Consider the following 22,721-nt stretch of genomic DNA (forward strand, 5'->3'; position numbering starts at 1 on the left):
TACCCTGCTCCTTGGCGGACACTCACCACTCAAATCGAATCTCCTTCTCGGTATAGGAGGTGCCTGCAGGAAATTCTATCGTCAGCTTTTGCAGGCTCTGCGTGGTGTCTGCAATTGTTACCCCGCTGGCGCGCAGCTTCGACCCCCTGCTGCGAAGAGAAGGCTGATTGATCCGCAGCCAAATGTACTGCCTGCTTCCTCCTGCAGCCTCAAACTTCACGCTGTAAGAGTGCTCGTCGAAATGCTGCTCGAGTGCTTTCAATTGTGAAGTGACCGCGCCGGGCTGAGGCAATGCCTGATCGATGCCAACCTCCACTGCAGGAAGCGGGATACGCAGATCCTGCCCGACTGTGCGGCTTCCTTTTACATGAGAAGAGAGCTTTGCATTGCCACTTGCATGAACGATAAGCTCACTGTTTTCGCGACGCATATGGAGATCGAGATGACCATCGCCGAAAGGAACATTCGACAGATCGGCGCGATCCCATTGCGCCGGCAGTGAAGGCGTGACAGCCAGCTCATGCTCGGGGACGTTCCACTCCAATCCGAAGAGACCGCGGAGCACGGGCGAGACAACCATGGCCGACGACCAGAGTTGATGCGCAGTGCTGCGTCCTAGCGGCTGGAAGAACTGGCCTGACAACAACTCGGTGGTATTACCGGGATCCTGCGACCACGTCAGGTCGGCGTTCTGCATCAGGTGTGCCCAGCCCGAGAGCGAGTGACCCATGCGATATTCAGCGACTGAGACCCATCCAGTGAAGAGCGGCCACACGGTTCCCTGGTGATAGCTGATGGGATCGTAGAAGCTGGTCTTGTCGCTCAGGATACGCGTGCCCCAGTCGGTCGAAAACTCATGCGATGCCCAGCGTGCGGGCATATCGCCGGTGTGAGCGAGTGCGTAGGAGTTGTCCCACCACGCAACGGACGGGAAGATGGTCGCCGTGTCGTCGGTGCGATTCTTCCCTTCCCAGCTGAAAGCATAAAAGTTCTGCTGCGGCAGGTAATACTCTTTCTCGATTTGCTCGCGGATATGCGCGGCGCGGTCGGTGGCCTGCTTCGCGAGGTCTTCATGGCCAGTCGCATGCGCCAGGTTCGCAAATGCAAGGCTGGCCTGCTCATCGAGCGCGGCCTGGTAGATCTCCTGGTGCGGCATATCGGGAATCCACGACTCTACCCATCCGGAGCCTTCTGAGTTGTCGTAGATACCGTCTCCGTCTGTGTCATGCGTACATGCGAACTTCCATGCGCGGGCGAGGTTTTCCCAGTGCGCTGCGATGAAATCCTTGTCGCCACTGATACGCATGTAGTCGTTCATCGCCATCGGCAGCAGCAAGGTCGCGTCGGCGGAGGCGTACTCATAAGGCAGGCTCTTCCAGTCGACAAGGTTTGCAGTCTGCGACCACTCGTGCGGCATCTTTCCTTCAGGGCTCTGCCGCTTCATCAGGAACTCGAACTCTTTGCGAGCAGTCGAGAAATCGCCTTCACTGTTCACTGCGTAGGTTGACCAGAGGCCATCACGCCCGAAGAACCATCCGAAGCCCGGACGCGCGGCATCGCCGGAGCCGACAAAGCCTGCCGTCAGCGCTTCTTCATCGTGGTCGGGAGTGGTCTGCACGCGCAGTTGGTCGATGGATACCTCCGCCCATGAGAAAGCTGCGTTCAGCTTCTCATCAGGGGTATCGATGCTTATGTGCTTTTTTTGAAAGTCTTCGTAATAGTTACGATTTCCCTCAAACGACGAGCGGAAACTCTGGTCGAGCGAAGACAGCTGCGAATGGAGTGCCCCTTTTGTAGCAGTCGCTGTCGTATTTCCCATGCTCACCAGCAACGGATAGAGCTTGTTCGCATCCTTGGCCGGATCGACATGCAGCACGAACTGGAGCGGATAGATGCGCGCCAGCTCCTGGTATGGCTGCATGATGCCGGCTTCTGCGCCCGGCATGGCAATGGCCGCAGCGTGATCGGGCATGTTTTCGTGCAGGATGTAGAAACCGCTGCCGCCTTGCGTCTTTACCCATTCGGGCGAAGGCTTGTCGTCCGACTCAGCGGGCCACATGCGCTGCATGACCGGCGTAAAGCTGAAGGTGAGCGTCAAAGGACGGACTGCTTCCACTTCATAGAAAACAGCCGCTCCGGCTCCATCGGCGCTGGTCTTTGGCGCGAAGATGATTTCACGCACGGTGAAGTTGGCATGCGAGAACGTAATGATCGTCGAATCAGGACGCACATCGATCGATGAAGCCTGCTCGTTCACGTCGATCGGGACGGGATAGTCCTTCATCTCCGCCGAGATGCGCATGTTGCTGAAGAGCTTCCACGGGAAAAGCCAAAGCTCATAATCGCCGCTCTGCTGACCAAGCACGGCACCACGCGGACCGATCACGGAGAAGGGATGCGAGGGAATTGCAGGCTGCGAGATGGCAAGACTATGGGGATCCGTCTGAAAGGGAAAAGCATCAAGGCCAGGAAGCGCAGGCAGAGCGGCCTGCGAAAATGCGGAACCCGCCGTTAACAAAAAGCAGACAAGCGAGAGTTTACGGGTAGCGCTAAAGTTTGCCACGATTTCTCACTCCATGGGTACGAACAATCACGGAACGCGATCGTCAAGGGAAGGAAAAGATGGGAGGCCGAGTGGCGAACACTCGACCTCCCTGCAAAGACATCGTTTTAGAACGTGAACCTTGCAGCGAACTGCAGGCGGCGCATCGAGGTGCCGTCCTGGCTTGCGACCGTTCCCTGAATGGTGCCTGGGTTCGAACCCACGCAATCCACGCAGTTGTTTGGATTGGCGTAGTTCACATGGTTTGCCACGTTAAAGCCTTGGGCCATCAACTGCATGCGAAGGTTTTCACGCAGTTGAAAATTCTTGGCGAGTGACGCGTCCACGTTCACAAGACCAGGGCCCCAGAGCTGATCGCGGCCAATGTTGCCCCACGTTCCGGGAGCAGGACGCGAGAATCCACCAAAGCTATTCTGTGGAGTACCAGGGGACGTCAGCACGTAAGGCGAAGGCTTCATGTACGGCACTGTGCGGCTGATCGGATCGTAAGATCCTTTATGCAGGTTGAAGCTGCCGCCCGTTTTGTTAAGGAAGCAGGCACCATCACTCGATCCCACATCGTTATCGTTCGAGCACTGCGAATAGTTTGTGGTGAATGGTATACCGCCATCCATGGTGAGCGTTCCATTCAACTGGAAACCACCGATGGCCTGATTGAGCCAGCCCGGAGAGTTTGCACCGACAAGCTTATTGCGGCCGAAGGGTAAATCGTAGGTGCCGGCGAAGACAAACGCTTGACGGCGGTTGTAATAACCGTTGCCGCGTCCAATCGCCGGGTTGATAAGAAATTCATACGACTCATGACCGATTGCGTGCGACCAGGTGTAATGGCTCAGGAACTGTAGGCCATTTGCAAAGCGTTTATTCACGACCACTTGCAAAGCGTTATAGCTGCCAGTTGCGGAATTCGCCATATAGTCGATGCGTTGTGTCCAGCCATGAGGCACTCCATAACGCACTCCGAACCGAGACTGCGCCGTGCCGTCATAGTACGGAGAACGTTGCGCTACGGTGTAGTAGCACGTCGTAGTGGGATTCCCGGTGGAGGGGTCTATCGTACAAGGCGGGTTGTCTGGGTTGATGACAGAAGTTCCGTCCAAGTTCTTAAACCCTGCAAGAGTCTGTTCATTCGCATTAAACGAGGGAGATGACTCGAACATATTGTGGTAAGACTGGCTTCCTACGTAGCCAATCTGCAGTGACAGAGTAGGAGTGATTTCCTGCTGCACCATGGCGTTCCAGCCGGCAACGGTAGGCAACCGAACCTGGGTGGGACGAGCTGTTTGAGAGATGCCATCACCTAAAACCAGATTGCCGCTGTCCGGAATTGTTGGAAACGCTTGGTTCGTCGGTCCCTGTGCGAGATTAAATACGTCGGCATAGCTGCTCGCAGCCGTATCGGTCTGCTGAAACTGGACCGGGTAGGAAGATGTCAGCACGCCGCCAAACGTATCGCCTGCCCAGCCCTGACCATAAACCAGACCGTAACCGGCCCGAAAAACCGTATTCGGAAAAATCTGGTAGGCCACCCCAAGCCGCGGTGCAAAGTTCGCGAAGTTATTCTTCACGTTCAGCGAATTGTTATTCGATCCGTATCCCGCAATGTGAACGATGCCAGAGTTGATGTCGAGAAGACCGCCACCGCCTCGCGCGGTAACAGCTTCCGGAGTGTAGAGCTCCCAACGCAGACCATAGTTCACAGTCAGCTTGGGGGTTGCATGCCATTGATCCTGAGCGTAGGTAAAGAAACGATGCTGGCGCGATTCCGCACTGGTATCAGCAGTCTGCGTACGCCAGAACTTCGTAGTATCGCCAAGTAGAAAAGTTGCGAAGCCGAGACCGGCTGAAGCATCATTGACCGGCCCACCCGAGGTTCTGGAGGCTGCAAAGAAGTAAGTACCTGAACGCAGCGCGTTGCTGGCTACCGTGACCTGATGGTTTAAGCCGTAACGGTAGTCAGCTCCGAACTTGATGTTATGGTTACCCACCTGGTGCGACCAGTTGTTCACGACCTGATATTGGCTGGTCTGCTGAAGATTAGGATTGGCCGTGGTGCCATATTCAATGTTTTGGCCACCATTCGATCCATTTGAAGGAATGTCGATGTTGAACTGCGGCAAACCACCATTCAGAGAAAGATCGCCCACATTGGCATTTGGGATACCAAGGTTGTTGCCAAGCGGCTGATCAGAATTCGGCCCGACAGTATTGTTGTAGATCCGGTAGTAGCCGAACCGGAAATCGGTCAACCAGGTGTTTGACACGACATAATCACCGCCCGACGCGACGCTCTGGTAGCGAGCCGAGTCGGTTCCCGCGAAGCCACCCGCACCGTAACCTAGACCTCCGGCCGCGCCGAAGTAGGGATCGCCGCTCAAGGCAACACCAAAGTAGGTGTAACGGCCGAAGAGATGAAGGTTCTGCCCCAGACGAGCGTCGCCACGAACATCGAACTGGTTGGTGTTGAAGACACCCGATCCCGAAGTCGCGTAATTATTGATGATTCCCGAACCGGCATTAGGAGGAGTAGCGGCAAGAAGCTTAAAGAAGGCCACAGCTTGCGGCGAGAGATCGCCGGCCGGAATGATGTTGTTCGCGTAGGGGGTGCGACCGGTGTTGGTCGTGTCACCCGGGCTGGCTGGCTTGTAGATCTGTCCCTGCCCTCCCTGTAAGTAATCGCTCAGGTTGCAATCGCCACCAGAGGTGCAAGTGGACGTGGCGAGAGCAGTCGGAACCGTTGTCAGGGTAGAGGAACCGGTCTTTTCGCGGAGCCCCTGGTAATCTCCGAAGAAGAAGATGCGATCCTTCTTCACCGGGCCGCCGACGGAACCGCCAAACTGATTGTGCATCGTCGGAGCCAGGTACTTGCCCGTCAGGTCATTGCGTGTCGCATTCGCGAATGGGTCGCGAGCCTGCTGGGCATCCGAACGGCGGTATTCGAAGGCGGAGCCGTGGAAGTCGTTGCTGCCCGACTTTGTCTGGGCGGTCACGAGGCCGGCGACAGCCTTTCCGAATTCGGCGTCGTAGTTCTGCGAAGTAACCTTCATTTCCGAAACGGCGTCGAGGTTCGGATTGATCACGGCTACACCGTTGATCGGTTCCTGGTTGTCGGTACCGTCGAGCTCATAGCCGGTGGCGAAGGGCAGTTGGCCGTTGACTTCGATCTGCTGGCTGCGTTGGGGGTTACCCGAACCCTCGCCAACGCTCCAACCTATATATGTGGTGCCCGGGGTGAGCAGCTCGAAGGCGGTGAAGTTGCGGTTGAAGTTGGGCAGGTTTTCCACAGCCCGTGCATTCAGAATTGTGCTGACTTCAGCGCGATCGGTTTCAAGCAACGGGGCAGCAGTCGTAACCGTCACGGTGTTTGCGACCGACCCGATCGTCATTTTGACGTCGACCTTTGGGGCGGTGTCGGCGTAGACGATTACGTTATCAGTCGTGCTCTTGCTGAACCCTCCTGCCTCAACCTCCACTCGATAGGTGTCAGGGATGAGGTGCTGAACAGTGTAAGAACCGCTTGAGTTCGTCTGGACAGAAACCTTGGTGTTTTTCGAAATATCGATTACGGAGACCGTCGCGTTTGGAACCACTGCGCCGGAGGCGTCGGTCACCGTCCCAAAGATCGATCCGTAGACGGCCTGCGCGTGGGCGGCTGCGGTTCCGGCCAGCGCCATGACGATCAGCGCTATTACCGCGAAAAGAGTCTGGAAGACCCTGCGCCCGTGGGCAGGGACCCTGCCCGGGAAATTGCTCAACATATACAGCCTCCTGAAAAGTGGTGCACTTGCGGGAGCTTCAGCGCTCCTGCCCTGAATCGCCTGTGAAGTTAACGCCTACCCCGAGGCAATGCATTGATTGCTCTCACTTGAAGTTGAGAAAAGCAGGCTTCTTCTTACCGCCGTACAGCATCTCTCCTGTTATCAACGACGCACAACGTTATTCACGGTGATTTGACCCGTGAAAAACGGGTGTGAAATACTCGGTTGGTCCCAATGGCATCGTCAAATCTAGCTCCGGATATCAGCGAAAAGGTGCTTGGTGATGAGCGTTGGGGATGCATCGAACGCATTGCTGCCAGTCAGCACTTTCGCGGTTCGGCGCGGTTAAAAGACTTTCTCTTTTACGTCTCAGACTGTGCGATCCGTGAAGCTCCGGAAGAGGCGACCGAGCAGCAGATCGGTATTCGCGTCTTTCACCGGCACCCGGGTTACAACTCCAGCGAAGACAGTATCGTTCGAACCCATGCCCGCATTCTCAGGCAGAAACTTACCGCCTATTATGCCGAGGAAGGACTTCACGACGATATCGCCGTCGAAATGCCCAAGGGGCACTATCTTCCCGTCTTCAAGAAACCGCACGCACAGCCATCTCCGGAACCGGCGATCGCGGTTGCCGCTGAGCCCACAATCCCGGCTCCCCTGGCTACGCCTCAACCTGTTGGAGATACGAAATCCCGCAAGTGGCTCATGGCGGCAATACTCCTACTGATCCTCCTGGGCGTTGCCGGAGGAGTGGAGTTCTGGACCACCAACTCGACCCAGTCCAATTCACAGTCTGCGGTAAATCGCTTCTGGCATCCGTTCTTCAGCGAAGACCCCCCGCTGGTGATCTTCAGCAATGCCCTCTTCACGGGTGACTCAACCAATGGGCTGCGGTATGCCCAACAGCAGACCACGCAGGACACTCAGGCGGCCGGCAATCTGGTCGACACCTACACCGGCATTGGGGAGCTTACATCTGTCTACTCCCTCACCCAGCTTTTCGATGCCCATAAAGCACATTTCATCCTGAAACGCAGCCTGCTGATGACCTGGGACGAGGCCAAATCGCAGAACCTGATCTTTATAGGGTCGACAGCAGAGAATCCTTCACTGCGGGTTCTGGAATCGACGCGGGATTTCACCATGATGGCCACCCCTACCACGGCCGGGCTGGTGAATCATCATCCAAAGCCGGGCGAACCAGCGGTTTACGAACGCGCTGAGCATCCTCTGGTCAAGGATTACGCTATCCTCGCCTATCTTCCCGGCGTGCAGAGCGGCAAGCACATGCTGATCTTCAGCGGATTGACGACCTTTGGGACCCAGGCCGCAGTCGAGTACATGTGCCACCAGGATTCCGTGGCCGAATTACTGAAGCAGGTATCCGGACCGAAGGGTGAGGTTCGACCGTTCGAGGCAGTTCTGGAGACGACCATCGGCGGCGGCGTTCCGCTCGAAACCCGGCTCGTCACCGTTCGGGTTCACTAGTCCCTTCTTTATTCCACAGGCTGCAACTTCACTTGGCTGTCCGAGTGGATCTTCGAGGCCAGGTCGGTCTCGCGCTTAGACTCGTCTTCCTGCCCGACCTTTCGATACGCCTGGGCGAGCAGGGTGTGAGTGATGAAGTTGCTGGGGTCCATCTTCTCCGCGTGGCGCAGGTACATGAGAGAGGTCATCGCGTCTCCCCGGCGAAGCAGCACCTTGCCCATCTGGATGAACGGGCCTGTGCTGGAGGTGTCGAGGGAGATGGCCTTGGTGAGCGACTCCTGTGCTTCGTCCAGCTTTCCTGTCCTCGTATATACATCGGCGAGGCGATCGTAAACCGCGGCGTAGCCCGGATTAAGCTGGCGTTCTTTCTCGAATTCCTGGGTAGCGTGGTCGACATCCGACTTCAGCAGATAGACCTCTCCCAGCATGAAATGCACCAGCGGGAGATTCGGCGACAGCTCGGCTGCTTTGTGCGCCTGATCGGCGGCTAATTCCGGCAGATTGGCTCGCATCAGCATGGATGCAAGCAGCAGGTAAGCCTGTCCAGAGGCAGGATCGACATTGAACTCTTTCGCAAACGACAGCCGCGCATCGTCAAAGCGCTGGGCGTTCAGGTAGCAGAGTCCGAGCACATAGTTCGAGTTGGCGTTCGCGTTTGGCATCCATCCATGCACGCGCTCGAGGTAAGGAATCGCCTGATTCGGCTGGCCCATTCTGTACAAGGTCAGCCCCATCAACTGCATGGATTCCTGATCCGCAGGGTCGGCCTGGATGGCGGCGGCGAAGGCCTGCCTGGCTTCGGGCAGCTTGCTGGTGCGGTAGTAGGCCACGCCGAGGTCGTGTTGGAGCCCCTTCAGATTCGGCTGTTTCGTTGCTAAATCCTGCAGAAGGCTGACGGCTTCCTGTGTTTTTCCCTGATCGAGCATTTCATGAGCCCGGACAAGCACCTGGTCAGGTGTTTCCGCCGATTGCTGACCAAAACCGGCAACAACGGCCGTCAGGAGTAAAGTGAAAAGCGTGACGATACGCATTGCCCTTTAGGATACTGCGGGAAACAGACTCATGCAGGGAGGAACGGGGATTCCAGCTGACAAGAAACTGCTGATGGTCGTTCTGCTGCTTGCAGCATGGATGCAGGGCATGGGGCAGAAGGCCGGGGTGCCGTATCCGCCGCGTGCAGATGCCGCGAGACCCGCGTGGTTTGTCGATGTCGCTTCTGAGGCCGGGCTGAAGATGCTGAATGTAAACGGCAATCCGGCGTCGAAGGCCTACATTATCGAGACGACGGGCAGCGGCGTGGCAGTCATCGACTATGACCGTGATGGATGGCCCGACATTATGTTGTTGAACGGGAAGACGATCGAGGGCGAGCCGGTGCCGGACGCGAACCCGACGAATCATCTTTATCGCAACAATCATGACGGTACCTTCACGGATGTGACATCTGAAACCGGCATGCTCTCAAGCGGCTGGGCGCAGGGCGCATGCGTGGGCGACTACGACAACGATGGATATGACGACGTATTTGTGACGTATTACGGCAAGAACCGGCTGTATCACAACGAAGGCGGCAAACGGTTTAAGGAAGTTGCGGCTCCGGCAGGCGTGGCGGGCAACGGATCTGCATGGGGTACCGGCTGCGCCTTCGTCGACTACGACCGCGACGGCAAGCTTGACCTGATGGTCGCAAATTACGTTCAGCTGAACATGCAGACGCTTCCGAAGCCGGGCGACCTGGCCACGTGTATCTGGAAAGGCATTCCGGTCATGTGCGGGCCGCGCGGGCTGCCGTTCACCACGAACCTTCTGTACCACAACGTGGGCGGCGGCAAGTTTGAAGACGTGACCCAGCGCAGCGGAATCGCGAAGACATACGGGCATTACTGCTTCAGCGTTTCCACGCTCGACTACAACCGCGATGGCTGGCCGGATATCTACGTCGCCTGCGACAGCACACCGAGCATTCTTTACAAGAATAACCACGACGGCACCTTTACCGACGTCGCTCCTGATGCCGGCGTGGCCTATGACGAAGATGGCCGCGAGCAGGCGGGCATGGGCTCGGCGATTGGCGACTATAACAACGACGGCTGGCCGGACATCTTTAAAACCAACTTCTCCGACGACACCTCATCGCTCTATCGCAACGAAAAAGACGGCAACTTCACCTCGACAATCTTCGATGCCGGCCTGGGACTCAATACCCGCTACCTGGGCTGGGGCACGGCCTTCATCGATCTCGACAACAGCGCTACCCTGAGCCTGCTACTGATCAACGGCCACGTTTATCCGCAGGTAGACCAGACGCACTCCGACATTTTGTACAAGGAGCCGCGGCTGCTTTACCACAACCTCGGCAACGGCAAATTCAAGGACATTAGCGCCACCGCCGGTCCTGGCTGCACCACGCCCGCTGCCGGTCGCGGCCTGGCTACAGCCGATTTCTGGAACGATGGCCGCATCTCTGCCGTCATCAATAATGCCGATGCAAAACCTTCTCTGCTTGTGAACCAGGCAGCGAACAGCAACCACTGGATCGGATTCAATCTGCGCGGTACACGCTCGAATCGTGACGGTATCGGGGCGCGGGTGACCGTCCATGCCGGGCAGCAGGCCTGGTCGCAGGAGGTTCGCAGCGGATCGAGCTACATTTCCAGCAGCGATCTACGACTGCATTTTGGACTGGGCACCGCAACTGCCGTAGATGGAGTGGATTTGGAGTGGCCGAGTGGTTTGCACGAGCATTTCGGCATGCAAAAATCCAACCAGATTGTAACGCTGGAAGAAGGATCGGGCGTCGCGGCTCCAAATCCTGCGCAGAAAGCATCTCAGTGAGAGAGTGGGCGGAGAAATGCCCCGGAATTCTGAAACTGGAGAAAACCACGGATGGCGAATGAACAGAGCCAGGCGTTGAAAGAACTGATTGACGGTCTGCAGGAAGACCTTTCACGCGAGTACCAGGCGATCATCGCGTACACGGTCTACAGCAATGTGCTGAAAGGCGCGAAATGGATGAACATCGCCAGTGAACTAAAGCTGCATGCCGCGGAAGAACTGAACCACGCGTTGATCATTGCCGATCAGATCGATTACCTCGGCGCGATGCCAAATGCGACTCCGCGGGAGGTAAAGCTCTCCGATAAGCCTGAAGACATGCTGCAATTCGATCTCGACAACGAGACCGTAACGATCAAGGCATATCGCAAGCGGGTGCGGCAGGCCGAAGCCCTGGGCCACTACGCCCTTGCGGAGCAGATCCGCCAGATCATCACGCAGGAGCAGGAACACCAGCACGATCTTGCAACTGCACTTGGGATCGACGTTCCCAACATTCTGGAATCGGGCGCTTAACAGGCAGCGATCACGCTGCTGCCTGCTCCGCTCTATCCTTCGGAACGGGTCCAGTAGGCAGCAGCCTTGATCCACTGCTCGGAGTGACCGCACTTTTCGATCAGGTAGTTGTAAATCTCCCGCGAGAACTCGGTTTCCCCGGCAACCCACACATATCCATCCCCGGCCGGAAACTCCTGCTTATCCAATTCGGTTCGGATTGCTTCCGCATCGTGCGACGAGCTTTCTCCACGCAGCAGCCAGTGCTGCTGTCTGTCAGCTTTCGTCTCCAACACCTGCTTGTCCTCCCAGCCATCGACGAGGATGTAGGTGAAAACAGGCACATTGGCGCGCATTTCCTGAAGGCGGCGGCTGAACGACGGAATTGCGCACGCATCGCCGATAAGCAGATACCAGTCGAAATCGTCCGGTACGACAGTTGAGCCGCGAGGCCCGGCAATTTGTACTGTGTCACCGTCCTTTGCATTGCGAGCCCAGTCCGCTGCGGGACCATGCTGATGCAGCGCGAAGTCAATCGTGAACGTGCCGGTTGCAACATCCCACGCACGCGGCGTAAAGTCCCTCCTGACTTCTTCGCCTTCGGCTGAGAGAAAGAAAAGCTTGATGTGATCGTCCGGCGATGGGCTGTCGAAGCCCTCCAGTTCCTCGGATCGGAATCGAATGCGCAGCATGCGCGGCGTGAGAAACTCTTTGGCTGCAACGGTCAGCGTGCGACGAACCGGCTCGCGCCGGACCTTTGTAATCTCGTGCTTCTGCATACGTCTTTACCTTTCTTTTGTGAATGCCCCGTCTTTCGCGGGCTATGGGACAAAGATCTTGTAGATCAGCAGGCACAAGGCGAAGCCTGCGGCGCAGATCATCAGGCCGGACGAACGGCGCCGGTAGATAAACCATAAGATGACCAGGCCGGTCAGCGAGACGCAGGTAAGCAAGATTGCCGAGGCGTCGATCAGCAGGCTCCACGCGCGGCCTGCATCCTGGCCTTTATGAAGATCGTTGATCACGGCGACGAATCCGTCGCGCACTTCGATCACGGAGTAGGTTCCGCGCTGGCGATCGATCGTCGCATCCGCGCTGTAACCCGGAGCCTTGAATGAAAGAGTAATTTCGCTGTCATCGACGCGGAAGTCATCGACCATTCCGTGCAGGTGCTCGCGAGAGGCAAGAGCGTCAGCCAATGCTCGCTGGCTAGGCGCAGCCAGGAGTGACTTATCGAGCGTGCCACGCGCCAGGCGATTTTTAACTGCGCTGGAGAACCAGTCAGGATGGTTGAGGGTGAGCCCCGTGACCGCGAAGAACAGGATGATCGCGAAGCTCACCATCGACAGGTAAATGTGCAGCCATCGCGCGGTTTTGGCCACGCGAGGACTTATCCGCTGACGAAACGTCGTTGGCGCGCGGCGCGCAGGGCTAGCGCTTACGGTAGTCAAGCGTGGTTGTCCCCAGTTCCTTTGCAGATGGCAACGAAGCCTGCTGCGCGCTTCCGTTCACATCCAGTTCGTGGCGCTGGATATCGTAGCCGCCATGCTCGCGCGAAGCTTCGATGCAGATGGTGTACTTGCCGGCCTTCACCGGCTTGCCTGCGTTGTCCTTGCCATCCCACTTCAGCGCGTAGCTGCCCGGAGGACGCGTAGCAGAGGAAACCGTTCGCGAAATATCCGTGCCCTCGGTGAGAGTGCGCAGTTGATCGTCGCGGTACCACTGCTTCAGCTCCGGCAGCCAGCGCGGGTTCTGGAACCACAGGGCCAGCGTGCGCACCGGGAAGTGGTCGGAGTCTTCCACCCACACAGCCACATAGGGACGGCGATAGCGTGCATCTTCAATGCGCGGCAGTTGCAGATCGATGTGCAGCTCGAAGGCCGGATTCCAGGCGCCGTCAGCAGCAGACGGGACATAAGAAGCGAGTTTAAAGCCGGAAGACTGCGGCCAGTTGGCGCTGCGTACCTGTTCTCCGTTGGCAAGAACCACCAGGTACTGCACGCCCGGCATCGTCGCTGCAAGTTCCCTGCTCTGCTCGACCGGTAATACGGAGAATGCCGTCGCCAGGGCACCCGCGGTCACTGCATCCTTCGCAATGACGGTGGAAGAAAGAACGTGGCTTGCAGGCTGCGCGGTACGCGGATCGATGAGGTGTGAATACTGCGGTGATGCTGTCTTGACGGCGCCCGCAAGCTCGAAGCCCCGGCGGTAAGAACCACTGGTGGCCACGGCGCGGTCGCGCACCACGACGTGACCCATCGCGGCATCGTTTTCCGCATGAGCCTGAGGATCGGCAAGCGAAACCATCTGTGTAAGGTCGCCGCGAACAATGACGTCGCCTCCCACATTGAGCATCACGCCCGTCGCTCCAGCCTTGAGAGCGGCATCGGCGGCGCGGGAGCTGATATAGCTCTTGGTGAACGACGCAAACGCGAGCGGAACATCACTCAGGCGCATGGCGCGTCGATGGGTTGCATCGAGCTTCCAGTGCGGCTGCTGCATGGCTTCGACAGCAACAGCAATCTCCTGCTGCGTGGGAACACGACCTTCGGCGGAAGCCGTCTTCCAAAGACGGGTAGCTGCCTCGACGGACGGATCGAGTGCGCCGTGAGTCTTGTCTCGCCACTGATCGTAGGCGGCAAGGACTTCAAAAAGCTCTGCTGAAACCGGAACCCACGCCAGTTTCGTCGTCGCCCAGCGCGAGGCTTCGCTGTCTGCGCGCCAGGTGCTTAGGACGGCGTTGTCGTGATCGATCGCCGCGAGAATGGCTTCTTCTGCCCTGTGCGCCTCCGCTGCATTCGCCGCACGAAGATTGATGTCAAGCGAAGTGCCGAGAACGTTTTCGTGCTGAAAATGCCACGTCGAATCCTTCTCCTGGCCGAGACCGGCATGCTGAAAAGCAGCCTGTGCAGAGGCGCTGAGAGCCACCGTTCCAAGCGGAAGCAGCGCGGCCAGTTTGCGATAGCGAAATCCGGAACGATGCATCAGTCGTGCTGTCCTTTCTGTTGCTGGCTGGCCGAAAACATCTGCAGAAGCTCGGTCGAATCGAGGAATCCGTCGTGATTCTTATCTGCCTCATCGAATCGGGCGCGCATGCCGTCAGGCACTTCATCGCGGCTGAGCTTTCCATCCTTATTGGTGTCGAACTCGCCAAGCACATGGTCGACTCGCTCCTGCGGAGTCTGCTGGCGCACACGCATCTCCGACGCTTCAATGATGCCGTCATGATTGGCGTCGAGCGTCAGCAGGCTGGCGCTCGCGGCAACGATCTCTGAAGCCGAGATCACACCGTCGTGATCGCTGTCGATCGCATTCAGAATCGGATCCATGCGCATCATGCCATTCGCACCGCCGCCGTGGGGGCGCGGGCCATTCGGAGCTCCGGTATGCGCGGCAAGCTGGCGAATCTCATCCGGTGTGAGCTTGCCATCGTGGTTGGCATCCCCGCGTGTAAAAAGCGGATGCAGCCGGTCGGGAAGCTCATCGATGGTGAGAACGCCATCGCCGTTCTTGTCGAAGCTCATCAGCTGCGTCACGAGCTGGTCGGGAGTGGCTCCAGCGTCGCTGCGGGGTGGTTCCAGTTCATCCGGCGTGAGTTCGCCGTCACCGTTCCGATCGAGCGAATGCAGCGCAGAGGGCGCCGCACCGATTTCCTCCGCGGAAAGCTGACCGTCGTGGTCCGTGTCGAGCGTTTGCAGTACCAGGCGAGGACGCTCTTTGTGTTCCTGTGCTGTCGCGTGAAGTCCTGCAATGGAAGCAAAGCCAAAGGCTGAAAGAAAAAAGGCGTTACAGGCACCAGACGAGCGAATCAAACCGTGAAACCTCCAAATAGGACTGAAAGAGTCGCATTTATTATGGCAGCTATCCACGCGCCAATACAAGAAAGAGACGCAGGTTCTGCCTGTGAGGACGAGCATATAGTGCGAATTTGCAATGAAAGCTTTAAGGGGATGGTCTAGTTGTAGGACTTCACCTCAGCCTGCTCGATAGGAGAGATAGTCTCCCCAACCGATCACAACCGTACTTGCAATCAGCAGGAAAAGCCCGAACAGGAGCAGTGAGAGCGTTGTCCGGCTTACGCCGCGCCATTCTTTCAGAGCGATTCCCCACAGCGTGGCGAAAATGATGATGCTGGCCATGTGAAGCGCCCATGAAGAGAAGGCAAAGCGCGCCATGTAAGTTTCGCCCATCGAGTAGAAGAAGAACTGGAAGTACCAGATCACCCCGGCAAGCGACGCGAGAATATAGTTGCGAAAGAGCGCCGGGGCAGTGAGCCTCTCCTGAATGGAACGCGGATCAATATAGACAGTCGTGCCCAGCGTGGGCGACGTGCCCAGGGGATTCGACCCAGGGTTACCAGCGAACTGGCCTGCCGAACGGTTCTTGATGATCAGCACAAGCGACCACAGAAAGTTCGTCACAAACCCGCCCCAGAGCACCACTACCAGGACAGGCAGATTCTGCCAGAGGCTGGCGCGATGGGTAGCGGTAAGCCGCGCCAGCGCGATTTCTGCGATCGGCTTGCCTGCATCCAGACCGTAAGCAAAACAGGAGCTCATTACGCCGGCGAAAACCGCGACACTGATGCCCTTTGTAAACGAAAAGTCCCTTTCGCCCGCTGCGGCAAGGTCTTCCCGCGAGGCTTCGTGTTCTTTGCGATAACCCGCGAAACCATTAATCGCGATGGCGGCAAGGCAGATCAGCACGCCCAGCAGGATCACCCTGCCGCTGGGCGTTCCCATGATGGCGGCGAAGCCTCCATGAAAGATTGGCGGGAGCAGTGTGCCGCATGTCGTGCAGAGTCCCAGCGAGATTGCGTAACCGAGGGCGATGCCGAGATAGCGGACTGATAATCCGAAAGTGATGCCGCCAATGCCCCACATCGCGCCCCAGAAAATCGCAGTATGGAGCGGACCGGACGGCGAAGCACTGATCACCGCAAACGGATGCGGCACGAGCAACAAGACCGCGACCAGCGGCGCCACGATCCAGGCAGCAAATCCCTGCACGATCCAGTAGATCTCCCAGGACCATCGCTTGATGGGACGGAACGGAATAAAGTTGCTGGCCGAAGCAAGTCCGCCAAGCCAGTGATAGATAACGCCGATCCAGGGTGATGCGTTCATCTTGTCTCGTCTGCCGTGGTCTCGTCTGCCGCCGGACTGCTTTCCTGTTAGCGACTCCGATAGTAGCAGCCATTAATCTCGATTGGAAATAGATTTGCTATTGAAACATGACAGGTCTTACGATAAGACCCGGATGTAAAGCGAGGGCTCGGATGAAATACGGGGAACAGCTGCAGAAGGGTGCGAAGGAACGGGTCTGGCGTGCGCTGGATGCGTTTGCCATCGAGCTTCCGTCTTGGGGATTTGCCAATACCGGGACCCGGTTCGGAAAGTTTCTGCAGGAAGAAGCAGCCTCAACGCTGGAAGAAAAGTTCGCAGATTCCGCCGAAGTAAAACGGCTAACGGGTGCGGTATCGGCTGTCGCGCTCCATGTGCTGTGGGATATGCCGAATGGCCTGAAGGATGTAGAGGCGGTACGAACCCTCGAAAAGAAGCATGGCATCAAGGCCGGGGCCATCAATCCCAACCTCTTCCAGGATCAGTCCTACAAGCTTGGCTCTCTCTGCAATGCAAACCCGGAGATTCGCCAGCATGCGCTCGATCACCTGCTGCTCTCAATCGAGATCGCGAAGGAGCTTGGCGTGCGCGACACATCCCTCTGGCTATCCGATGGATCGAGCTATCCGGGAACACAGAACATTCGCAAGCGCATCGACTGGCTTGTTGATGCGCTCAAAACCGCTCACGCAAAGCTCGGACCAGGCCAGCAACTGCTCGTGGAATACAAACCCTTCGAGCCATACTTCTACCATACGGATATCGCGGACTGGGGCATGGCTCGCGAGCTTTGCCGCGAAGCGGGACCGCAGGCGAAGGTACTCGTCGATACAGGCCATCACTACCAGGGACAGAACATTGAGCAGATCGTTGCATGGCTGCTGCGCAGTGGACTGATGGGTGGATTCCACTTCAACGATCGCCGTTATGCGGACGACGACCTGACTCTCGGCTCCATCGACCCCTACGCGATCTTCCGTGTCTTTTACGAAGTGCTCAGCGCAGCCTCCGTGTCCCATGAGCCTGCGAATATTGCATACATGATCGATCAGAGCCACAACATGAAGGGCAAGATGGAGGCAGCCGTGCAAACAGTCGTCACTGCCCAGGAACTCTTCGCCCGAGCTGCCCTGGTTGACCTGGAGACGCTCGGCGATCTGCAGGATGCCGGCAGGCTTGTGGAAGCGGAAGAACTCTTTCGCGGCGCATTCTGGACCGACGTTCGCCCATTGGTGGGCGAATGGCGAAAGGCCCACGGGGCCAGCGCCGATCCCCTGCTTTCGCTCCGTGAAGATGGCTACGTCGAGCATATCCGGAAGGAACGCCGTGCCCGGAACACGGCAGGGGGAGGCGGCAGCTACGCCTGACATATTTAGCTTTGCAAAGCGGATCGAGCCAAGATGATACTGGGTAGATACGGAGATCTTCTTTGCGAAAGAAAAGCCAGACGCCCCTGTATCTGATCCCGATCCTGTCCAAGGCCCTCGATGTACTTGAACTGATGGAGAACGAGAGCGGTTCTCTCACGCTCGAAGCGATTCACAAGCGCACCAGGTTTTCAAAAACGACAACCTATCGAGTGCTGAAGACGCTGGTGCATCGCGGCTATCTGGCACAGTTGGGCGACGGCTCTTACCGGCACATCTCGCGCCAGAAAAAAGTCGTATTCGGTTACGGAAGCCAGAGCAGCACCATGCCCTTTTCCGATGCAGTGGAACAGAGCCTTCGTACCGCTGCGGTCGAAGCAGGCGTTGAACTGCTCGTGCTCGACAATCACTACAGCGGTACAACAGCGGTTCAGAATGCGGACGAATTCGCAAAACGAGGCGTCGACCTCGTGATCGAATTCCAGACCGACCAGGCTGCCGCGCCGATCATTGCCGACAAGATCGCTTCTGCTGGGATTCCGCTGATTGCCGTGGACATCCCTCACCCCCATGCTACGTTCTTCGGCGTCGATAATTTCCGCTGCGGCAAGGCCGCGGGAGAAATCCTGGCGCGATGCATTGAGGAGCGCTGGGACGGACGCGTGGATTGGATCATCGGGCTCGACCTGGCTTTTGCCGGTCCCATGGTGCAGGCACGTGTCACGGGAGCATTTGAAGCCATCAACAAAGAACTGCCTTCGATCAAGGCCGATCGTTATGTCCGCATCGATGTACAGGGCCTGCGGGAGAACAGTCACACGGCGATGCTGGAGTTCCTGCGCGAGCATCCGGCGAGCCGTCGCATCGCCATTGTCGCGTCGAACGACGCGAGCGCTCTCGGCGCAATCGATGCCGCTCGTTCCCTCAAACGTGAAAAGCACTTAATGATCGTGGGCCAGGATGCGATCGAAGAGATGCTCAACGAAATGCGAAAGTCGAGGACGCCGGCGGTTGCAACCATTTCGCACGGGGCGGAGAATTACGGGCGGCAGTTGATTCACGTCGGCCTCGAGATTCTAAAAGGGCGGCACGTTCCACCGTACCACTTTGCAGAGCATAAACTCATCACGCAGAAGATGATGGCCGAAGAGGATTAATTCCGTATTCGAAATACTTGCTCTATCGGTACGCTATAATCCCGAACAGGAAATGCGGGCGGCTTCTGCCCCTGGCTGGAGAATGAAATGTCGCAAGGTAAGAGTTTAAAGTTTCTTGAGAATCGCTGGGACCCGGCGATCGCCGACACTCTGGATGAGCCGGAGCTGCTTCGCTACAGGTCGAACCTTCTCGGCTCCGACCTGCGCCTGACCAACTTCGGCGGCGGAAACACGAGCTCCAAGCTGACGATGATTGATCCGCTCTCCGGCGAGCCGGTGAAGGTGCTCTGGGTTAAAGGATCGGGCGGCGACCTGGGCAGCATCAAGCGTGCGGGCTTCGCTACGCTATATCTCGACAAGCTGCTCGCTCTCGAAAAGATTTACGCAGGTGTTGAACGCGAAGACGAGATGGTTGCGCTGTATCCGGTTTGCACCTTTGGAAACAATCCTGTCGCTGCATCGATCGACACGCCGCTTCACGCGTACCTTCCCTTCCCGCATGTGGACCATCTTCATCCCGACTGGGGTATTGCACTTGCAGCAGCCGCGAACGGCCGCGAAAAGATGGACGAGTTCAACAAGGAGTTTGGCCACAAGCTCGCATGGCTGCCGTGGCAGCGCCCCGGATACGAACTCGGCCTGATGCTGCGCCGCGCTGTGAGCGAGAACCCCGGCTGCGATGGAGTTGTGCTTGGCGGACACGGGCTTTTCACCTGGGGTGAAACCCAACGGGAGAGCTACGAGAATACTCTGACGGTGATCGATCACCTCGGCCAGTTTCTCGATGCGCACGCAGAGAATAAAGGCCGCGTCTTCTTTGGTGGATCGCGTGTGGCCTCGCACGCAGAACGCGAGAAGATTGCCAACGCGATCATGCCGATCATCCGCGGCGGCGTATCGGCGAAGAAGCGGGTCATCGGCACTTTTTCCGATGCTCCCGATGTACTTGAGTTTGTGAACTCCGCCTCAGCGAGCAAGCTCTCCCATCTCGGAACCAGTTGCCCCGATCACTTTATTCGGACCAAGATCCGTCCTCTGTTCGTTGAATGGGACGCTGCGACATTGGAATCAGAATTCACTGGAATTCTTGAGAGGTCGCTGACTACCTATCGCAGTGAATATGCCGACTACTACACGAAACATGCTCTGACAGATTCCCCCGCCATGCGCGATGCCAACCCGTCGGTTGTGCTCGTCCCTGGTGTGGGTATGTTCAGCTTCGGCAAGAACAAGACCGAGTCGCGCATCACTGGCGAGTTCTATACCAACGCCATTCACGTGATGCAGGGCGCGGGCGTGCTTGATTCTGGCCAGTGTCCGGACGTGTTGCCGCAGTCCGGACCGGCGGCTGACACAAGCGCTTTCACCACGCATGAGAACTATGTTGCGCTACCGCCCAGCGAAGCCTTCCGCATCGAATACTGGGCTCTTGAGGAAGCAAAGATCCGCCGGCAGCCGCCGGAGAAGGAACTTAGCCGCCAGGTCGCGCTCATTGTAGGCGGAGGCAGCGGCATCGGCCGCGAAGCTGCCCTGCTTGCAGCAGAACGGGGTGCGCACCTGGTAATTGCCGATCGCGATCTGAAAGCTGCGGAGGGTGTCGCCGAAGAAGTCAGAAAGATTGCGGGCCGTGAAGCTGCAATTGCAACCGCCATTGATATCTGTGACCGCACGACGATTGTTGCCGCGCTCAACGCGACGGTAAAGGCCTTTGGCGGTCTCGACATCGTCGTGAATACAGCCGCCCTGTTCCCTTCTTCGCCGACCGGCGTCATCTCCGATGCCCAGTGGGCGCAGACCTTGCAGGTGAACGTTACGGGTAATTACCTGCTGGCGGATGAAGTTCACGCATTGCTCAAAAAGCAGGGACTTACTGCTAGCCTGGTGCTCACCAGTTCAGCCAATGCGGTCGTTGCCAAGCGTGGAAGCGAAGCTTACGACGTGAGCAAGGCTGCGGTCAGCCATCTTGTTCGCGAGCTTGCGGTTGGATACGCGCCCTTGGTGCGCGTGAACGGCGTGAGCCCCGCTACGGTAGTAAAGGGATCCACGATGTTCCCACGCGATCGCGTAAAGGCGTCCCTGGCGAAATACAAGATCGCCTTCGACGAGAAGGACAGCGACGAAGAGCTGCGCACGAAGCTCGCAAAATTCTACGCGGAGCGCACGCTGACCCATGTGCCGATCGATCCAAAGGATTGTGCTGAGGCGATTCTCTTTTTAGCCGGGCCGAAGACTCCTGTCACCACAGGGCACATCATCCCCGTTGACGGCGGACTCGTCGAAGCGCAGTTGCGATGAGCGACACGCGAGTAAAGGATCGTCGCGCATTAATCGCAGTCGACCTCGGCGCAGAGAGCTGCCGGGTGTCGCTGTTGAAATGCGATGGTCCTGAGCTGAAGGCGACGCTCGTACACCGATTCCCAAATGGACCGGTGGAAACAGAGCAAGGCCTGCACTGGCCCATTACTGCAATCGAAGAAGGCGTCCTAGAAGGCATCCGGCGATGTGCGGCATTGGCTCCCGAGGGGATTCGTTCCATCGCGGTCGATGGCTGGGCAGTCGATTATGTAAGGCTGGCCCCGAATGGAGATCTTCTGGACACGCCTTTCTGTTACCGAGACCCGCGCACCATTGCATCGGAACAGCACATTCACGAGTCCATCTCTCCGGCAAAACTCCGTGCTCTCTCCGCAATTCAGATTCAACGTATCAATACCGCATATCAGCTGGTAGCCGACAGGCTTGCGGACAGACCCGTTCCTCGATGGCTCAATCTGCCTGAGTATCTGCTATATCGACTTGGCGGCAGACCAGTTGCAGAAGTGACGAACGCGAGCCACACACAACTGCTGCAACCAGGCGGCACTGCATGGAACGATGAAACCTTTGCGTTGCTCAACCTGGATAGAAACTCCGCTCCAGAGCTTGTCCCGTGTGGAACGATCCTGGGCAAACTACAGGGGCCGCTGGCAGATCTGCCCGAGTTCGGAGACACAGTCCTAATCGCGCCCGCATGCCACGACACCGCTTCAGCCGTTGCCGGCATCCCGTTACAGGATGGCAGTGAAGACTGGGCATATATCAGTGGAGGAACATGGTCGCTCGTAGGTACCGTTCTCGACGCGCCCGAAAATAGTGCTCAGGCGGCAGCCGGTAATTACACCAACCTGGCGGCGGCAGGAAACCGAGTGCTCTTCCACAAGAACGTAAACGGCATGTGGCTGCTCAGGCAATGCATTGAGACGTGGAAGAAACAAGGTGCATCGCTGGCCGATATTCCAGAGCTGGTTGCGGCAGCAGAGCAGCTCCCGCCGCCTCAATGTCTCTTTGAGGTCGACGAGCCGGAATTGTTGCTGCCCGGCGATATGCCCAGGCGCATCGCAGAACAGATCACGCGAAATGGGGGATCTCCGCCACCGCTGACTGCGGATGCCGCGCCTCACTTTGCAAATCTGATCTTTCACAGTCTTGCTCATAAGTACGCTGTCGTCCTTCGCGAGGCCGAAACCATCACTCACCGCAAATTCAAACGAATCTGCACGATTGGCGGAGGCAGCAGAAACAGGTATCTCAATTGCCTGATCGAATTGGCTACCGGCCTTCCTGTCTGCAGAGGACCGGCAGAATCGTCGACGATTGGCAACTTTGCCGTGCAGCTTGCGACGCTAGAATCAGGCGACACTGGCGCTGTTGCGATTGCACGCTGGTCGCAAGCCCTTACAGATCATGGCTGCTCGAGTCATTTGTAACTTCGTCTCGCCGAGCGAAAAGCCATGCGAATGGGCATTCGCCACCTTCAACGGCCGGAGTGAGTGAACGCCTGTAGCAGGACCATGATGATCGTCCACGCCAGGAATGCGAGGACAAGCGTCATACCAAGCCAAAATATGCCTGACTCGAATGACGAATGACTTTTCCTTCGATTGAAGGGTCTA

At 57.5% G+C, this 22,721-nt stretch carries 15 protein-coding genes; 7 read left to right on the forward strand and 8 right to left on the reverse strand.

Annotated features, from left to right (window positions below; translation table 11 throughout):
• Positions 1–22: 22 nt before the first annotated feature.
• Both LJD29_RS03845 and LJD29_RS03850 read right to left on the reverse strand, forming a co-directional pair.
• On the reverse strand, positions 23–2,563 hold the full coding sequence (locus tag LJD29_RS03845; protein WP_446744438.1) for an amylo-alpha-1,6-glucosidase: 2,541 nt from the start codon (positions 2,561–2,563) through the stop codon (positions 23–25).
• Positions 2,564–2,670: 107 nt separating this feature from the next.
• On the reverse strand, positions 2,671–6,321 hold the full coding sequence (locus LJD29_RS03850) for an outer membrane beta-barrel protein (protein WP_446744439.1): 3,651 nt from the start codon (positions 6,319–6,321) through the stop codon (positions 2,671–2,673).
• A 234-nt stretch (positions 6,322–6,555) separates the two neighbouring features.
• Here LJD29_RS03850 and LJD29_RS03855 point away from each other — a divergent pair, with 234 nt between their 5' ends.
• Positions 6,556–7,812 carry a hypothetical protein gene (locus LJD29_RS03855; protein ID WP_446744440.1) on the forward strand — a complete coding sequence of 419 codons (1,257 nt, stop codon included), beginning with the start codon at positions 6,556–6,558 and terminating at the stop codon, positions 7,810–7,812.
• Positions 7,813–7,820: 8 nt separating this feature from the next.
• On the opposite strand, the gene LJD29_RS03860 is transcribed toward LJD29_RS03855, so the two are convergent.
• The gene (locus LJD29_RS03860; protein WP_446744441.1) at positions 7,821–8,843 is read right to left on the reverse strand and encodes a tetratricopeptide repeat protein; all 1,023 of its coding nucleotides are present in this window, start codon (positions 8,841–8,843) and stop codon (positions 7,821–7,823) included.
• 31 nt (positions 8,844–8,874) lie between these two features.
• Between LJD29_RS03860 and LJD29_RS03865 the strand changes: the two genes are divergently transcribed.
• Both LJD29_RS03865 and LJD29_RS03870 read left to right on the forward strand, forming a co-directional pair.
• On the forward strand, positions 8,875–10,647 hold the full coding sequence (locus LJD29_RS03865) for a CRTAC1 family protein (RefSeq protein WP_446744442.1): 1,773 nt from the start codon (positions 8,875–8,877) through the stop codon (positions 10,645–10,647).
• Between the two features lie 51 nt (positions 10,648–10,698).
• Positions 10,699–11,163: a ferritin-like domain-containing protein gene (locus LJD29_RS03870; RefSeq protein ID WP_446744443.1), complete on the forward strand. Its 465-nt coding sequence runs from the start codon at positions 10,699–10,701 to the stop codon at positions 11,161–11,163.
• A 32-nt stretch (positions 11,164–11,195) separates the two neighbouring features.
• Here LJD29_RS03870 and LJD29_RS03875 read toward each other — a convergent pair whose 3' ends face one another.
• The 5 genes from LJD29_RS03875 to LJD29_RS03895 all read right to left on the reverse strand — a co-directional run bounded on the left by LJD29_RS03875 (position 11,196) and on the right by LJD29_RS03895 (position 16,268).
• Positions 11,196–11,921 (reverse strand): siderophore-interacting protein, encoded by a 726-nt coding sequence (locus LJD29_RS03875; protein ID WP_446744444.1) that lies wholly within the window; start codon positions 11,919–11,921, stop codon positions 11,196–11,198.
• 42 nt (positions 11,922–11,963) lie between these two features.
• On the reverse strand, positions 11,964–12,593 hold the full coding sequence (locus LJD29_RS03880) for a PepSY-associated TM helix domain-containing protein (protein WP_446744445.1): 630 nt from the start codon (positions 12,591–12,593) through the stop codon (positions 11,964–11,966).
• Positions 12,574–14,127, reverse strand: coding sequence for a DUF2271 domain-containing protein (locus tag LJD29_RS03885; RefSeq protein ID WP_446744446.1), 1,554 nt, complete (start codon positions 14,125–14,127; stop codon positions 12,574–12,576). Before LJD29_RS03885 ends, LJD29_RS03880 begins: the two co-directional genes overlap by 20 nt.
• Positions 14,127–14,954 (reverse strand): EF-hand domain-containing protein, encoded by an 828-nt coding sequence (locus LJD29_RS03890; RefSeq protein ID WP_446744447.1) that lies wholly within the window; start codon positions 14,952–14,954, stop codon positions 14,127–14,129. The genes LJD29_RS03885 and LJD29_RS03890 overlap by 1 nt, the downstream gene beginning before the upstream one ends.
• 162 nt (positions 14,955–15,116) lie before the next feature.
• On the reverse strand, positions 15,117–16,268 hold the full coding sequence (locus LJD29_RS03895; protein ID WP_446744448.1) for an L-rhamnose/proton symporter RhaT: 1,152 nt from the start codon (positions 16,266–16,268) through the stop codon (positions 15,117–15,119).
• A gap of 152 nt (positions 16,269–16,420) precedes the next feature.
• On the opposite strand from LJD29_RS03895, the gene LJD29_RS03900 reads away from it, so the two are divergent.
• The 4 genes from LJD29_RS03900 to LJD29_RS03915 all read left to right on the forward strand — a co-directional run bounded on the left by LJD29_RS03900 (position 16,421) and on the right by LJD29_RS03915 (position 22,535).
• Positions 16,421–17,632 (forward strand): TIM barrel protein, encoded by a 1,212-nt coding sequence (locus LJD29_RS03900; RefSeq protein WP_446744449.1) that lies wholly within the window; start codon positions 16,421–16,423, stop codon positions 17,630–17,632.
• Between the two features lie 62 nt (positions 17,633–17,694).
• Positions 17,695–18,789: a substrate-binding domain-containing protein gene (locus tag LJD29_RS03905; protein WP_446744450.1), complete on the forward strand. Its 1,095-nt coding sequence runs from the start codon at positions 17,695–17,697 to the stop codon at positions 18,787–18,789.
• A gap of 87 nt (positions 18,790–18,876) precedes the next feature.
• Positions 18,877–21,084: a bifunctional rhamnulose-1-phosphate aldolase/short-chain dehydrogenase gene (locus LJD29_RS03910; RefSeq protein WP_446744451.1), complete on the forward strand. Its 2,208-nt coding sequence runs from the start codon at positions 18,877–18,879 to the stop codon at positions 21,082–21,084.
• Complete coding sequence (locus tag LJD29_RS03915) at positions 21,081–22,535, forward strand: rhamnulokinase (RefSeq protein WP_446744452.1); 1,455 nt, start codon at positions 21,081–21,083, stop codon at positions 22,533–22,535. The genes LJD29_RS03910 and LJD29_RS03915 overlap by 4 nt, the downstream gene beginning before the upstream one ends.
• Positions 22,536–22,721: the final 186 nt, after the last annotated feature.

The organism is Silvibacterium acidisoli (genome assembly GCA_022870745.1).
Lineage (GTDB): Bacteria > Acidobacteriota > Terriglobia > Terriglobales > Acidobacteriaceae > Silvibacterium.

Coding starts and splice junctions, on each gene's coding strand:
- LJD29_RS03850 (WP_446744439.1), bottom strand. CDS start 6,321: ATGTTGAGCAATTTCCCGGGCAGGGTCCCTGCCCACGGGCGCAGGGTC.
- LJD29_RS03855 (WP_446744440.1), top strand. CDS start 6,556: ATGGCATCGTCAAATCTAGCTCCGGATATCAGCGAAAAGGTGCTTGGT.
- LJD29_RS03860 (WP_446744441.1), bottom strand. CDS start 8,843: ATGCGTATCGTCACGCTTTTCACTTTACTCCTGACGGCCGTTGTTGCC.
- LJD29_RS03865 (WP_446744442.1), top strand. CDS start 8,875: ATGCAGGGAGGAACGGGGATTCCAGCTGACAAGAAACTGCTGATGGTC.
- LJD29_RS03870 (WP_446744443.1), top strand. CDS start 10,699: ATGGCGAATGAACAGAGCCAGGCGTTGAAAGAACTGATTGACGGTCTG.
- LJD29_RS03875 (WP_446744444.1), bottom strand. CDS start 11,921: ATGCAGAAGCACGAGATTACAAAGGTCCGGCGCGAGCCGGTTCGTCGC.
- LJD29_RS03885 (WP_446744446.1), bottom strand. CDS start 14,127: ATGCATCGTTCCGGATTTCGCTATCGCAAACTGGCCGCGCTGCTTCCG.
- LJD29_RS03895 (WP_446744448.1), bottom strand. CDS start 16,268: ATGAACGCATCACCCTGGATCGGCGTTATCTATCACTGGCTTGGCGGA.
- LJD29_RS03900 (WP_446744449.1), top strand. CDS start 16,421: ATGAAATACGGGGAACAGCTGCAGAAGGGTGCGAAGGAACGGGTCTGG.
- LJD29_RS03910 (WP_446744451.1), top strand. CDS start 18,877: ATGTCGCAAGGTAAGAGTTTAAAGTTTCTTGAGAATCGCTGGGACCCG.
- LJD29_RS03915 (WP_446744452.1), top strand. CDS start 21,081: ATGAGCGACACGCGAGTAAAGGATCGTCGCGCATTAATCGCAGTCGAC.